We start from the raw sequence: 12,932 nt of genomic DNA on the forward strand, positions 1-12,932 counted from the left end.
CGGGTCGATATCAGGGTCCCGGTCGTCATATCGCGGCGATTCGCAAAGACGCGGATGCAATGGGTGTTTCGTATCCACCGAGTGGGCTGCGGGACCAAGTTGGTTAGGGCAGGCTGACCGGGAGTAACCTGGGTCGCCGGGATAGTGTGACGCTGGGCGGAGTATCCCCGTGAGGACAGACTAGGAGAGCGGCAGTGCCGTACATCATCGCTGAACCGTGCGTTGACGTGAAGGACAAGGCATGCATCGAGGAATGCCCCGTGGACTGCATCTACGAGGGTGGTCGCATGCTGTACATCCATCCCGACGAGTGCGTGGACTGTGGTGCATGTGAGCCGGTGTGCCCGGTGGAGGCGATCTTCTACGAAGACGACACCCCGGACCAATGGAGCGGCTACGTGAACGCGAATGTCGACTTCTTCGACGAGCTGGGCTCGCCCGGCGGTGCGACGAAGGTCGGCAAGGTGGATTACGACCCGCCGTTCATCAAAGAGCTGCCGCCGATGGCGAGTGAATGAGCTCTGAGGTGTCATCGCGTCGCCGGGTCAGCGGTCTACTCCCCGATTTCCCCTGGGACACCATCGTGGCGGTGAAGGCGAAGGCCGCCGCGCATCCGGGCGGAATCGTCGACCTGTCGGTCGGCACTCCGGTCGATCCGGTGGACCCGCTGATCCGGGCGGCGTTGAGTGCGGTCGCGGATGTGCCCGGCTATCCGACCACGCACGGCACCGTCGAGCTGCGCGTCGCGGCGGTCGATGCGCTGAAGCGGCGGTACGGGATCACGGGTCTGGACCCGGCCGCGGTGTTGCCGGTGATCGGCACCAAAGAACTGATCGCCGGGCTGCCGCGGCTGCTCGGCCTCGGCGCGGACGATCTGGTCGTCATCCCCGAGGTCGCCTACCCGACCTACGAGGTTGGTGCGCTGCTGGCCGGTACGCAGGTGGTGCGGGCGGACGGGCTGACCCGGTTGGGTCCGCGCTCGCCCGCCCTTATCTATGTGAACTCACCGTCGAATCCGACGGGAAAGGTGCTCGGTGTCGAGCATCTGCGCAAGGTTGTCCAGTTCGCGCGCGAGCGCGGCGCGGTCGTCGCCTCCGACGAGTGCTACCTCGGCTTGGCCTGGCAGGGGCCGGCGGTCTCGATCCTCGATCCCGAGGTATGCGACGGCGACCACACCGGCCTGCTCGCGGTGCACTCGCTGTCGAAGACCTCCAACCTGGCCAGCTACCGCGCCGGTTTCGTCGCGGGCGATCCGGAACTCATCGCCGAATTGCTCGAGGTGCGTAAGCACTCCGGGATGATGGTGCCGTTCCCGATCCAGGCGGCCATGACCGCCGCACTCGGTGACGACACCCATGAGGCGCAGCAGCGTGAGCGTTATCGCGCGCGTCGCGAGGTACTGCGAAAGGCCTTGCAGCAGGCCGGTTTCCGCATCGATCACTCCGAGGCGGGCCTCTACCTGTGGTGCACCCGGGGCGAGCCGTGCCGCACCACCCTGGACTGGCTGGCCGAGCGCGGTATTCTCGCCGCCCCCGGCGACTTCTACGGACCTGGCGCGGGTGAGTACGTGCGCATCGCGCTCACCGCCACCGACGAGCGCATCGAGGCCGCGGCACAACGCCTGACCTGAGTCTCGCCGACACGGCCTGCGGTCGCGCCCGACGGCCCGGGAACGGCGTTAGCCTTGAGTATGGACTCTGTCACGGTAGTCCCTATCCCTGGTAATGAGCCGGTGCATTCCTACGCGCCGGGCAGTCGTGAGCGCGAACTGCTGAACGCCGAGCTCACCGAGATCACCGCCGAATCCATCGATATTCCGCTCGTCATCGGCGGTAAACATCGGCCGGGCATCGGTGCTCGGCACGATATCGTCGCCCCACATCGACATCGGCAGGTGCTCGGCACCTACACCGATACCACCCACTCGGAAGCCCACGGCGCCATCGAGGCTGCGATGGCGTCGGCACCCGGCTGGCGGACCATGGCATTCGACGAGCGGGCAGCCATCTTCCTCCGGGCGGCCGATCTACTGGCCGGGCCGTGGCGGGAGACGGTGGCTGCCGCGACCATGCTCGGCCAATCCAAGACGGTCCAGCAGGCCGAGATCGACGCACCCTGCGAACTCGTCGACTTCTGGCGCTTCAACGTGGCCTTCGCGCGCCAGATCCTGCAGCAGCAGCCGCAGTCGAGCGCGGGGGTGTGGAACCAGATGGACTATCGCCCGCTGGAGGGGTTCGTCTACGCGATCACGCCGTTCAACTTCACCGCGATCGCCGGGAATCTGCCCACTGCGCCCGCGCTGATGGGCAATACCGTGGTGTGGAAACCGTCTCCCACGCAGACACTCTCGGCGTTCTATACGATGCGCCTGCTCGAGGCGGCCGGACTGCCGCCCGGTGTCATCAATATGGTGACCGGTGACGGTGTCGAGCTGTCGGAGGTAGCACTCGTCGATCCGCGGCTGGCGGGCATCCACTTCACCGGGTCGACCAAGACGTTTCAGTTCCTGTGGTCGCAGGTCGGCGCGAATATCGGCCGATACCGTTCGTATCCGCGGTTGGTCGGTGAGACCGGTGGCAAGGACTTCATCGTCGCGCATCCATCCGCGGATCCGGATGCCTTGCGTACCGCGCTGATTCGCGGCGCCTACGAATATCAGGGCCAGAAGTGCTCGGCGGCCTCGCGCGCCTATATCGCGCGCTCGGTGTGGCGCACGATCGGCGACGACTTCCTCCAACTGGCCAGGGAACTCAGTTATGGCGACGTCGCCGATCTGACGAATTTCGGTGGGGCGCTGATCGATCGGCGGGCCTACGACAAGAATGTGGCCGCCATCGAACGGGCCAGGTCGGCGGGTATCGCCATTGCGGCGGGCGGCCGATACGACGACAGCGAGGGCTGGTTCGTGCGGCCGACAGTGCTGTTGGTGGACGATCCGCACGATGAAGCCTTCGCCACGGAGTACTTCGGCCCCATCCTCGCGGTGCACGTCTACGACGATGCCGAACCCGGCTCCTACGCCGCGGTGCTGGCCGAGGTGGAATCGGCCGCGCCGTATGCCTTGACCGGCGCCGTCTTCGCCCAGGATCGCAAGGCGATCGAACAGGCCTCGGCCGCACTGCGATTCGCCGCGGGCAACTTCTATGTCAACGATAAGCCGACCGGTGCGGTGGTCGGCCAGCAGCCCTTCGGCGGTGCGCGCGCCTCGGGCACCGACGATAAGGCGGGATCACCGCTGAATCTGCTGCGCTGGGTCGCGCCACGCACGATCAAGGAGACCTTCGTGCCGCCGGGTGATCACCGGTATCCGCACATGAAGTCGGAATGAATCCGTTGCGGCCGGTCATTCTGGCGGCGGCCGATTCGCCGCGGCGGAAACTAGCCACGATTCGTGCGTTGCGTGCCGAATTCCCCGGCATTCGAGATACCGAGCAGTTGCGGCTGGCCGCGGGCAATACCGTGCGGGTGTATGTGCCCTATGGCAGCCAGTGGTACGGCTACCTGACCCGCCGCCTGGCCGAACGCCCGGCCAACCTCACGTTCTTTCTGCGCGCGCTGGTCAGCAAGTCTTAGACCAGCGGCTTACCGAGTCGATGCCGCCTGCGCATATCCCATAGGTAGAGGTTCATCGGAAAGAGCCTGGCCCACTTCGGCAGTCGGCGGTGCACAGCGCCGGTCACCCGCAGCAGCCGATTCGCGAAACGCTCCTGGCGTGCGCTCCAGTGCATGCGCATCTGGGCGCGCAGGTGCGGCGGCAGCAGGCTGGTCACGAACAGTCGCTGCAGCGGTGCGAATATGCGCAACGGCCGGGCGACCATCTTCAGATCGATGAGATCGTCGAGGTATCGGCGGGTACGCGGGTCGATAATCTTGGTCGCCAGATTGGTATTCCAATACTCCTGGAACGCCTTTCGGTCGGCGGGCCACATTTCCGGTCGCATCTGCAGGGTGGTGCCCAGTCGAGCCGCATACTGGTAGAACACCTCCGCGGTGTCCTCGTCCATCGGTCCGTGTAGTCGCTCCTCCAGATCGACTACGCCCCAATACAAACAGGCGGCGACCCAGAGTTGCAGCTTCGGGTCGAAGGCGTTGTACTTGACCGGAGCACCGGGCTCGGAATGTACGGCCCGATGCGAGCCGTTGACGGCCTCGCGGTAGATCGCGCGGTCGTGTTCGGTGCCCATCAACGCTACGGCGAGATAGGTCAGCGTGGTGCGCATCCGCTTCCACGGGTGTACATCGATCCGGCCGGATTCGACCGTGCTCTCCATGACGCCGTAGCCGACCGGCCGCAGGCTCAGCTGCATGATCACATTGGCCGTACCACCGAGGAAGGCCGCGACACCGCTCCAGAACTTGTCCATGGCGAAGTCGTCGACGGTGCCATAGCGGCAGGTTGCTACGGGATCGGGCGGCTGTGCGGGTAGCGGCAAGGTCATCGTCGGCCTCGTCTTTCCGGGTCGATCAGCGGCAATCGAAAGCGATGAGAAGAATGAGTAATTACCTTCTCATCGACTCGATAGCCTGTCAAACGATCCCCCTACACGAGCGGTTTACCCAATCGGATGCGCCTGCGAACGTCGAACATGTAGGCGTTGAACGGGAACATCCGCGCCTGCCTCGGCAGCCGGGTGTGCACCGCTGAGATCGCCCGCAGCAGTCGATCGAATCGGCGCTGATCATCGTTTGTCCAGGTCATCCGCATCTCGTCACGCAGATGCGGTGGCAGTAGGCCTGTTACGAAGAACCGTTGCAGGCGGGCGAATACGAACTGAATCGGCCGCGGCAACATCTTCAGGTCGATGAGGTCGTCGAAGTAGTCGCGCAGGGCGGGCTCGATGCCGCGCTTCGGCAGGTTCTCGTCCCAATATCGCTGGAACTCGGCACGATTGGCGGGCCACATCTCCGGTTGCATCTGCAAGGTGGTGCCGAGCCGGGCGCTGTACTGGTAGAGGGCTTCGGCCGCATCGGGATCCATCGGACCGTGCATGCGGGTGTAGAGATCGTCGATGCCCCAGTAGAGACAGGCGGCCACCCAGAGCTGCAGTGTGGGATCGAAGGCGTTGTATTTCACCGGGCTCGCCGAGGTCGAGCGGACCGGCCGATGTGACTCGTTGACCGCGTCCCGGTAGGTCGCGCGCTCCTGTTCGGAGCCCATCAGTGCGACCGCGAGATAGGTGAGTGTGGTGCGCAGCCGTTTGATCGGGTGCAGCGTCACCTTGCCGCTGTCCACGGTGCTCTCCAGCACGCCGCGCCCGACCGGGCGCAGGCTCAGTTGCATGATCACATTGGCGGCACCGCCCAGGAATGCCGCGAGTCCGTCGATATATTCGACAACGGTTTCCGGTGTGATGGGCTCGATGGCGGTGGGGCCGATAGGGCCGGGATTCGGCAGGTCGTCGGCATTGTGCAGTGGTTCGGTCATCGTTGACCTCGCCTTTCTGTGGCCGCTCATGCGATGAGCGGCAATGAGAAGGTTTGATATCAACCTTCTCATCGTGTCGACGTGCTGTCAATCACGCTTTCCCGGTGTTCGGGGGCATTGGCAGCTGATGGCATGCGATGCTAGCGGTGTCATCGTGTCACCGGACCGGAATAGGGTGGGAAATATGGCGAGGCTGACCAGACTGTTGGCCCTGGTGCGCAGCACCGGGCCGGAGGACCGCAATCAATCGCGGGTGCTGGACGCCGCCTTGCTGGCGTTCCTGGATTTCGGCATCAAGCGGACCAGCATGGTGGAGGTCGCCCGGCGCGGCGGACTTTCGCTGGCCACGCTCTATCGGCGCTTCGCGAGCAAATCCGATCTCATCCAAGCGGTCGGGATGCGGCAGGCGCGTCAGTTCGTCGAGGAGGTGGACGCGGCGCTGCAACGGCAGGTCGATCGCGACGCCAGCGCCGAGGATCAGATCGTAGAGCTGTTCGTCGCGTTTCTGAACGGCTTGCGCGGCAACAAGCTGCTCGAGCGGTTGTTGAAGACCGAGCCGGAGATCGTGCTGCCGTATCTCACCACCAAGGGTGCGCCGGTGATCGAGCTCGGCCGGGACTACCTGGCCGAGTTCATCTCTCGGCTGCAGGCCGAGGGCAAGCTACCCGAGTACGACCCGGAGCCGCTCGCTGAGATGACCGCCCGGACGGCGCTGTCATTGGCGCTGACGCCGCAAACCGTACTGCCGCTCGATGACGACGCCGCGATGCGGAGGTTCGCCCGAGAACATGTGGTCGTTTCGTTCCGGATCTAGTCACACCAGGCGCCGACCGAAACGCCTGCGCACGCGCATGTCCCAGAGGTAGGCATTGATCGGAAACATCCTGGCCTGCTTCGGTATTCGCGCTGTGACCGAACCCAGGGTGTGCAGGATGGTGGCGAGCGTTCGATCGTCGCGCGCGGTCCAGGTCATGCCCATCTGGTCGCGCAGATGTTCGGGTAGCAGGCCGGTGACCACGAATCGGTGGAATCGGGCGAAGGTCAAGCGTGCGGGAAGCGGGAGCATCTTCAGATCGATCAGGTCGTCGAAGTAGTCGCGGATCGGCGGGTCGATCGTGGTTTTCGCGAGATTCTCGGTCCAGTACTCGTCGAAGGCGGCGCGGTCGGCTGGCCACATCTGCGGTGGCATTTGCAGGGTGGTGCCCAGTCGGGCGCCGTAGTAGTAGAAGGCTTCCGCATCGGTGTCACGCATCGGGCCGTGCATGCGCTCGTAGATGTCGCGGGCACCCCAGTACAGGCAGGCCGCGACCCAGAGTTGCAGCTTCGGATCGAAGGCGTTGTACTGCACCGGACTCGCCGCGGTGGATTTGACCGTGTGATGTGACGAGTTGACGGCATCGCGGTAGGTGGTGCGGTCATCGTCGGTGCCGAGCAAGGCGACCGAGAGGTAGGTAAGGGTGGTGCGCAGCCGCTTGATCGGATGCAGCATGACCTTGCCGCTGTCGACGGTGCTCTCCAGGACGCCGTAGCCGACCGGCAGCGTACTGAGCTGCATGATGACATTCGCCGTGCCGCCGAAGAAGGCGGCGACACCGTCGATGTACTGCTCGATATCGAAGGTGTCCGCTGCGTCGCGCGGTGGCCGTGGAGGCGGGCTGGTCATCATCGACCCCCGTTCTCATTGTTGAGAAGGATATTGATCAACCTTCTCACCGCCTCATGGGTGTGTCAACCGTCACGGCGCTGTCAAGGGGGAGCGTAGGGGTGTGGTGCCGCGCCGAAGTAGCGTGAGCGAATGTCGTTCGGTCCGCCGTTGCTGCTTCGTTCGCTCAACCCGCTCGCCGTCGCCGCCGGAGCGGATATCCCGGATGCCGTCACCATCGACGGGGTCACGTTGTCGCGTAGTGATTTGCTGGGCGCCGCCACATCGGTCGCCGAGCGCATCGCTCGCGCGGATCGGGTGGCGGTGCTGGCCCGGCCGACCGTGACCACGGTGCTCGCGGTCGTCGGCTGTCTCATCGCGGGGGTGACGGTGGTGCCGGTGCCGCCGGATTCGGGGACCGCCGAACTGGCGCATATTCTCACCGACTCGGCTGCGCAGGCATGGCTGGGGGAGGCGCCGGAGGGGACGGACTTGCCGGTGGTACCGGTGCGTGTGCACGCTCGCTCCTGGCATTCCTACCCCGAACCCGACCCGGCCACACCGGCATTCGTGCTCTACACCTCGGGGACCACCGGTCTGCCCAAGGGGGTCGTACTCAACCGCGGTGCCATCGCCGCCGGGCTCGACGCGCTCGCCGACGCATGGGCCTGGACCCCGAATGACGTACTTGTGCATGGGCTTCCGCTATTTCATGTGCACGGACTGATTCTCGGCCTGCTCGGGCCGCTGCGGGTGGGCAGCCCGCTGATCCATACCGGCAAACCGACACCGCAGGCCTATGCCGATGCCCGCGGCACGGTCTACTTCGGCGTGCCGACCGTCTGGTCGCGCGTGGTCGAAGATCCCGATGCGGCAAGGCGATTGGCCGATGCGCGACTGCTCGTCTCGGGCAGTGCGCCGCTGCCGGTGCCGGTCTTCGACCGGCTGCGTGAACTCACCGGACACGCGCCGATCGAGCGCTATGGCATGAGCGAAACAATGATCACGCTGTCCACCCGCGCCGATGGGGAACGCCGCCCCGGCTGGGTCGGCACTCGCGTCGCTGGCGTCGAGACCCGGCTCGCGGATGAAGCCGGCGCGCAGGTCCCGCATGACGGTGAGAGCATCGGTGGACTGCAGGTCCGCGGCCCGATGCTCTTCGACGGGTACTACAACAGGGCCGAGGCGACCGCCGAATGCTGGACCGACGACGGCTGGTTCAAGACCGGTGACGTCGCGGCCATCGATGCCGATGGCTTCCATCGCATCGTGGGCCGGGAATCCGTCGACCTCATCAAATCCGGTGGGTACCGGATCGGAGCCGGTGAAGTCGAGACCGTGCTGCTCGGGCATCCAGCAGTCGCCGAGGTGGCGGTGGTCGGGCTCCCCGATGACGATCTGGGGCAGCGCATCGTCGCGTACGTCGTCTTGCGCGGCGCCGCACCCGACTCCATCGAGAAGGACCTCATCGAGCATGTGGCCGAGCAACTTTCGGTGCACAAGCGCCCGCGCGAGGTTCGCGTGGTGGATTCATTGCCACGCAATGCGATGGGGAAGGTGCAGAAGAAGCTGCTGGGCTGAGCGCTTGACCTCAGCTTGGGTTCAGGTTCTACGGTCGCGACATGAGCGAAGCACTGACCCCTGAGCAGATCGACTATCTGCACACCCAACGCCTCGGACGACTGGCGACCGTGCGCCCCGACGGGGCACCCCAGAACAGCCCGGTCGGCTTCCGCTATAACGCGGACCTCGGCACTATCGATATCGCGGGCTGGAATATGGGCACCTCCTGGAAGTTTCGCAATATCGCCACCAACAACCGCGTCGCCTTCGTCGTCGACGATATCGCCTCGGTCCAACCCTGGCGCGTGCGCTGCCTCGAAATCCGCGGTACCGCAGAACAATTGACCGATGTAGACCCCTACATCCCCGGCGTCTCCCGCGAAATGATCCGCATCCACCCCACCCGAATCATCGCCTTCGGCCTGGAGGCGGGTGTCAACCACGCGTAGCCACCTGTGCCGACGCGGTGTGTCCGGATCGGCGAGACAACTGATTTCGTACGCACATGGGTAACTCGTGGGGGACGGGCCAACGTGCCCGCAGCCACGCCGCCGCCCGCCGACGTCACCGTTGTCGCGACTGGGTCCGGCGCCTGAAGATCGGGGGAGGCGGATGAGCCTAGTCGTTGGCGTGCAGGTCGGCGTTGAGTTCGATGCCGGTGCCCTTGCGGGGGACGACCTCGACGGCGCCGGTGGTGGAGTTGCGGCGGAAGAGCAGGTTGTTCTGGCCGCTGAGGGCCGCTGCCTTGACCACGGTGCCGTCGGGCGCGGTGACCTTGGTGCCCGCGGTCAGGTAGAGGCCGGCTTCCAGCACGCAATCGTCGCCGAGGGGGATGCCGAGGCCGGAGTTGGCGCCGAGCAGGGAGCGCTCGCCGATCGAGATAATGGTGGTGCCGCCGCCGGACAGCGTGCCCATGGTGGAGGCGCCGCCACCGATATCGGAGCCGTCGCCGACCACGACGCCCGCGGAGATGCGGCCCTCGACCATCGAGGCGCCGAGGGTGCCCGCATTGAAGTTCACGAAGCCCTCGTGCATGACGGTAGTGCCCGAGGCGAGATGCGCGCCGAGGCGAACCCGGTCGGCGTCGCCGATGCGCACGCCCGACGGCACGACATAGTCGACCATCCGCGGGAACTTATCGATGCTGTACACGGTGACCGGTCCGCGGGCGCGCAGCTTGGCGCGCGTCGCCTCGAAGCCCTCCACCGCGGCCGGACCATGGTTGGTCCACACCACATTGCTGAGCAGCCCGAACTGCCCGTCCAAGCTCACCTCGTGCGGCTTGACCAGCCGGTGCGAGAGCAGGTGCAGGCGCAGGTACACATCGTGCGCGTCGACCGGCGCCGCGGACAGATCGGCGATCGTGGTCCGCACCGCGATCACATCCACCCCGCGCGCCTCGTCGAACCCGAGCAGCGCCGCGTACTCAGCGGGCGCCTCATCCAGCCGCTTCGTCCCGGTCTCACCGAACGCGCCCAGCTCCGGATTCGGATACCACGTATCCAATACGGTCCCGTCTGCGGTCACATTGGCGATACCGACTGCTGCTGCTCCCTGAATGCTCACGTCAACAGAGGTTACCCATCCGTCCTCGCCCATGGTGAGCCACGTCGACCAGCGGTCGTAGGCTGGCATCCGTGACCATCGACTTGCGCGCCGACCCCATCGCCCTCACCGCTGCCCTGGTCGATATCCCGAGCGTCTCGCGGGACGAAGTGGCGATCGCCGATATCGTCGAGCGGGCGCTGCGCGAGCAGACAACGGGGTTCGAGGTGCTGCGGCACGGCAACGTTGTATTGGCCCGCACCAATCGGGGGCGGGCGACCCGGGTCATCCTCGCGGGTCACCTGGACACCGTGCCCATCGCCGACAACGTCCCGAGCACGTTCGTGGACGAGGCGGGAGAGCGCCAGCTCTATGGCTGCGGCACCGTCGATATGAAATCCGGGGACGCGGTGTTCCTGCATCTGGCCGCGACCGTCGCCGAACCTGTGCACGATCTGACGCTGATCTTCTACGACTGCGAAGAGATCGATGCGAAGTACAACGGCCTCAACCACATCGAGCGCGAGTTGCCGGATTGGCTCGTCGGTGATCTGGCCATCCTCGGTGAACCGTCCGGCGGCGTCATCGAGGCGGGCTGCCAGGGCACGCTGCGCGTGCGCCTCACGACCAACGGTGTGCGGGCCCATTCGGCCCGATCCTGGAAGGGCGACAATGCGATTCACCGGCTGGCCCCGGTGCTGCGGCGGCTCGCCGACTACAAAGCCCGCGAGGTCGATATCGACGGTTGTGTCTATCGCGAGGGCCTGTCCGCGGTACGAATCGGAGGAGGGGTCGCGGGCAATGTGATTCCGGACGAGGCCCAGGTCGAGGTGAACTTCCGCTTCGCGCCGGACCGCACCGTCGAGCAGGCCACGGAGCATGTGCGCACGGTATTCGATGGACTCGAGGTCGGCTTCGAACTCACCGACTCCGTTGCGGGCGCGCTGCCGGGCCTGTCCGCCCCCGCCGCCAAAGACCTCATCACCGTGGTCGGCGCCGACAGTGTGCGCGCCAAGTACGGCTGGACCGATGTCGCGCGCTTCGCCGCCCGCGGCATCCCGGCGGTGAACTTTGGCCCGGGCGACCCCAACCTCGCCCACAAGCGCGACGAACACGTCCCGGTCGCCCAGATCACCTCGGTCGCCGAGGTACTGCGCACCTATCTGACCGAGCAAGTCGTTGATCCGGCCAACCCGTCCCGCTGATTTCGTATGCACATGGGTAACTCGTCGGGTACGTCCAAAGATCGCGGCGCACCGGAACCGCCGGGCCGCGACGACACTGACGTGGCAGCACCCGACGACCGGCAAAGATTCGGGGAGGTGGGCGAGCCCGGTAGCGTGGGCGCCATGTCCACCGAAGCCGCCGATAACGAGATCGCAAGCACGCCGAAGTCGACACCCAAATTCCGCGGACCGATCATGTTCCGCCGCGATCGCAAACCGGGCGGCACCGCCGACCAGAATCTCCTGGACAGGCACGGCCCCAGCGATTGGGTGCATACCGATCCGTGGCGGGTGCTGCGCATCCAGGCCGAATTCGTCGAGGGCTTCGGCGCGCTCGCCGAACTACCGCGCGCGGTAACGGTCTTCGGTTCGGCCCGTACTCCGGAGGGTCATCCGGAGTATCAGGCCGCTGTGGCGATCGGCGGCGCGCTGGCACACGCCGGGTTCGCGGTGATCACCGGCGGCGGTCCGGGCGCAATGGAGGCCGCGAACCGCGGTGCGTCCGAGGCGGGGGGCTATTCGATCGGACTCGGCATCGAGCTGCCCTTCGAGCAGAGCCTCAACGAGTGGGTCGATCTGGGCATCAACTTCCGCTACTTCTTTGCCCGCAAGACCATGTTCGTCAAATACTCGCAGGCATTCATCTGTCTGCCAGGCGGTTTCGGCACCCTGGACGAGCTGTTCGAGGCGCTGACCCTGGTGCAGACCCGCAAGATCACCCGTTTCCCGATCATCCTGTTCGGCAGCAAGTATTGGGCCGGACTCGTCGACTGGCTGCGTGATTCGCTCGGCGGCTCCGGCAAGATCTCGCCCGGTGACCTCGGTTTGCTGCATGTGACCGATAGCGTCGAGGAGGTCGTACAGATCATCCTGTCTGCCGCCGAGGCAAATAATGGCGTCGAAGCCGTCGGCACGGAGGACCAGTGGTGAGCGAACGCGCGTACGTGGTGTGCGTCTACTGCTCGGCCAGCACCGCCGAACCCGACCTGCTCGCGCTCGCTGCCCGGGTCGGCACCGAGATCGCCAGGCGCGGCTGGCAATTGGTCTCCGGCGGCGGTCACGTCTCGATGATGGGCGCGGTCGCGACCGGCGCCCGCGCTGGCGGTGCGCACACCATCGGGGTGATCCCGAAACATCTGGTGCACAAGGAAGTCGCCGATGTCGACGCCGATGAGCTGATCGTCACCGACACCATGCGCCAGCGCAAACAGGTCATGGAGGATCGCGCCGACGCCTTTCTCACCCTGCCCGGCGGCATCGGCACACTCGAGGAATTCTTCGAAACCTGGACCGGCGGCTACCTCGGCCAACACGATAAGCCGGTGGTCGTACTCGATGCGAACGGCTTCTATCGAGGCCTGTTCGCCTGGCTCGACGAGCTCTACGATCGCAAGTTCATGTCCCAGTCGGCCATGGCGAGGATCACCGTGGTCGAGGATCTGCCAGCGGCCTTCGCGGCGCTGAAACCCGATGCGACGCAAGAACCTGGGTGACACAGGAGCACAGCACCGCTCTCGACAAGGAGATTCGA

At 65.6% G+C, this 12,932-nt stretch carries 13 protein-coding genes and 1 pseudogene; 10 read left to right on the top strand and 4 right to left on the bottom strand.

The window, feature by feature from the left end; genetic code table 11:
* Positions 1 to 194 precede the first annotated feature (194 nt).
* The 4 genes and pseudogenes from fdxA to ACQP1G_RS07440 form a co-directional block, all read left to right on the top strand.
* Complete coding sequence (gene fdxA / locus ACQP1G_RS07425; protein ID WP_014987978.1) at positions 195 to 518, top strand: ferredoxin; 324 nt, start codon at positions 195 to 197, stop codon at positions 516 to 518.
* Positions 515 to 1,630 (top strand): succinyldiaminopimelate transaminase, encoded by a 1,116-nt coding sequence (gene dapC / locus ACQP1G_RS07430; RefSeq protein ID WP_433199896.1) that lies wholly within the window; start codon positions 515 to 517, stop codon positions 1,628 to 1,630. The genes fdxA and dapC overlap by 4 nt, the downstream gene beginning before the upstream one ends.
* Before the next feature lie 60 nt (positions 1,631 to 1,690).
* On the top strand, positions 1,691 to 3,328 hold the full coding sequence (gene pruA / locus ACQP1G_RS07435; RefSeq protein WP_433199899.1) for an L-glutamate gamma-semialdehyde dehydrogenase: 1,638 nt from the start codon (positions 1,691 to 1,693) through the stop codon (positions 3,326 to 3,328).
* Positions 3,329 to 3,414: 86 nt separating this feature from the next.
* A pseudogene (locus tag ACQP1G_RS07440) lies at positions 3,415 to 3,573 on the top strand (proline dehydrogenase); the annotation flags it as partial.
* On the opposite strand, the gene ACQP1G_RS07445 reads toward ACQP1G_RS07440, so the two are convergent.
* Together ACQP1G_RS07445 and ACQP1G_RS07450 are read right to left on the bottom strand one after the other, a co-directional pair.
* Positions 3,570 to 4,439 (bottom strand): oxygenase MpaB family protein, encoded by an 870-nt coding sequence (locus tag ACQP1G_RS07445; RefSeq protein ID WP_433199902.1) that lies wholly within the window; start codon positions 4,437 to 4,439, stop codon positions 3,570 to 3,572. The pseudogene ACQP1G_RS07440 and the gene ACQP1G_RS07445 sit on opposite strands and share 4 nt — an antisense overlap.
* A 101-nt stretch (positions 4,440 to 4,540) precedes the next feature.
* Positions 4,541 to 5,425, bottom strand: a complete 885-nt coding sequence (locus ACQP1G_RS07450) for an oxygenase MpaB family protein (RefSeq protein ID WP_433199905.1) — start codon at positions 5,423 to 5,425, stop codon at positions 4,541 to 4,543.
* A 184-nt stretch (positions 5,426 to 5,609) separates the two neighbouring features.
* Here ACQP1G_RS07450 and ACQP1G_RS07455 point away from each other — a divergent pair, with 184 nt between their 5' ends.
* Positions 5,610 to 6,239, top strand: coding sequence for a TetR/AcrR family transcriptional regulator (locus ACQP1G_RS07455; RefSeq protein WP_433199908.1), 630 nt, complete (start codon positions 5,610 to 5,612; stop codon positions 6,237 to 6,239).
* On the opposite strand, the gene ACQP1G_RS07460 is transcribed toward ACQP1G_RS07455, so the two are convergent.
* Positions 6,240 to 7,088 (bottom strand): oxygenase MpaB family protein, encoded by an 849-nt coding sequence (locus tag ACQP1G_RS07460; protein ID WP_433208258.1) that lies wholly within the window; start codon positions 7,086 to 7,088, stop codon positions 6,240 to 6,242. It lies immediately after the preceding gene.
* A 132-nt stretch (positions 7,089 to 7,220) separates the two neighbouring features.
* Between ACQP1G_RS07460 and ACQP1G_RS07465 the strand changes: the two genes are divergently transcribed.
* Both ACQP1G_RS07465 and ACQP1G_RS07470 read left to right on the top strand, forming a co-directional pair.
* Positions 7,221 to 8,648 (top strand): acyl-CoA synthetase, encoded by a 1,428-nt coding sequence (locus tag ACQP1G_RS07465; RefSeq protein WP_433199911.1) that lies wholly within the window; start codon positions 7,221 to 7,223, stop codon positions 8,646 to 8,648.
* Positions 8,649 to 8,689: 41 nt separating this feature from the next.
* Positions 8,690 to 9,079, top strand: a complete 390-nt coding sequence (locus ACQP1G_RS07470; RefSeq protein WP_433199914.1) for a PPOX class F420-dependent oxidoreductase — start codon at positions 8,690 to 8,692, stop codon at positions 9,077 to 9,079.
* A gap of 169 nt (positions 9,080 to 9,248) precedes the next feature.
* Here the strand turns inward: ACQP1G_RS07470 and dapD are convergent, their stop codons facing one another.
* Positions 9,249 to 10,196: a 2,3,4,5-tetrahydropyridine-2,6-dicarboxylate N-succinyltransferase gene (gene dapD, locus ACQP1G_RS07475; RefSeq protein ID WP_433199917.1), complete on the bottom strand. Its 948-nt coding sequence runs from the start codon at positions 10,194 to 10,196 to the stop codon at positions 9,249 to 9,251.
* Between the two features lie 71 nt (positions 10,197 to 10,267).
* On the opposite strand from dapD, the gene dapE reads away from it, so the two are divergent.
* From dapE to ACQP1G_RS07490, 3 genes are all read left to right on the top strand, one after another.
* Positions 10,268 to 11,380 (top strand): succinyl-diaminopimelate desuccinylase, encoded by a 1,113-nt coding sequence (dapE, locus tag ACQP1G_RS07480; protein WP_433199920.1) that lies wholly within the window; start codon positions 10,268 to 10,270, stop codon positions 11,378 to 11,380.
* Positions 11,381 to 11,524: 144 nt separating this feature from the next.
* Positions 11,525 to 12,331, top strand: coding sequence for a TIGR00730 family Rossman fold protein (locus ACQP1G_RS07485; RefSeq protein ID WP_433199923.1), 807 nt, complete (start codon positions 11,525 to 11,527; stop codon positions 12,329 to 12,331).
* On the top strand, positions 12,325 to 12,894 hold the full coding sequence (locus ACQP1G_RS07490; protein ID WP_433199926.1) for a TIGR00730 family Rossman fold protein: 570 nt from the start codon (positions 12,325 to 12,327) through the stop codon (positions 12,892 to 12,894). The genes ACQP1G_RS07485 and ACQP1G_RS07490 overlap by 7 nt, the downstream gene beginning before the upstream one ends.
* The last annotated feature ends 38 nt before the right edge of the window (positions 12,895 to 12,932 follow it).

Origin of the sequence: Nocardia sp. CA-107356, from assembly GCF_050946365.1 — a bacterium.
Taxonomy (GTDB): domain Bacteria; phylum Actinomycetota; class Actinomycetes; order Mycobacteriales; family Mycobacteriaceae; genus Nocardia.

What these genes read in the sequence shown, in the direction of transcription:
- dapC (WP_433199896.1), top strand. Translation starts at nt 515, where the DNA reads ATGAGCTCTGAGGTGTCATCGCGTCGCCGGGTCAGCGGTCTACTCCCC.
- pruA (WP_433199899.1), top strand. Translation starts at nt 1,691, where the DNA reads ATGGACTCTGTCACGGTAGTCCCTATCCCTGGTAATGAGCCGGTGCAT.
- ACQP1G_RS07445 (WP_433199902.1), bottom strand. Translation starts at nt 4,439, where the DNA reads ATGACCTTGCCGCTACCCGCACAGCCGCCCGATCCCGTAGCAACCTGC.
- ACQP1G_RS07450 (WP_433199905.1), bottom strand. Translation starts at nt 5,425, where the DNA reads ATGACCGAACCACTGCACAATGCCGACGACCTGCCGAATCCCGGCCCT.
- ACQP1G_RS07455 (WP_433199908.1), top strand. Translation starts at nt 5,610, where the DNA reads ATGGCGAGGCTGACCAGACTGTTGGCCCTGGTGCGCAGCACCGGGCCG.
- ACQP1G_RS07460 (WP_433208258.1), bottom strand. Translation starts at nt 7,088, where the DNA reads ATGACCAGCCCGCCTCCACGGCCACCGCGCGACGCAGCGGACACCTTC.
- ACQP1G_RS07465 (WP_433199911.1), top strand. Translation starts at nt 7,221, where the DNA reads ATGTCGTTCGGTCCGCCGTTGCTGCTTCGTTCGCTCAACCCGCTCGCC.
- ACQP1G_RS07470 (WP_433199914.1), top strand. Translation starts at nt 8,690, where the DNA reads ATGAGCGAAGCACTGACCCCTGAGCAGATCGACTATCTGCACACCCAA.
- ACQP1G_RS07485 (WP_433199923.1), top strand. Translation starts at nt 11,525, where the DNA reads ATGTCCACCGAAGCCGCCGATAACGAGATCGCAAGCACGCCGAAGTCG.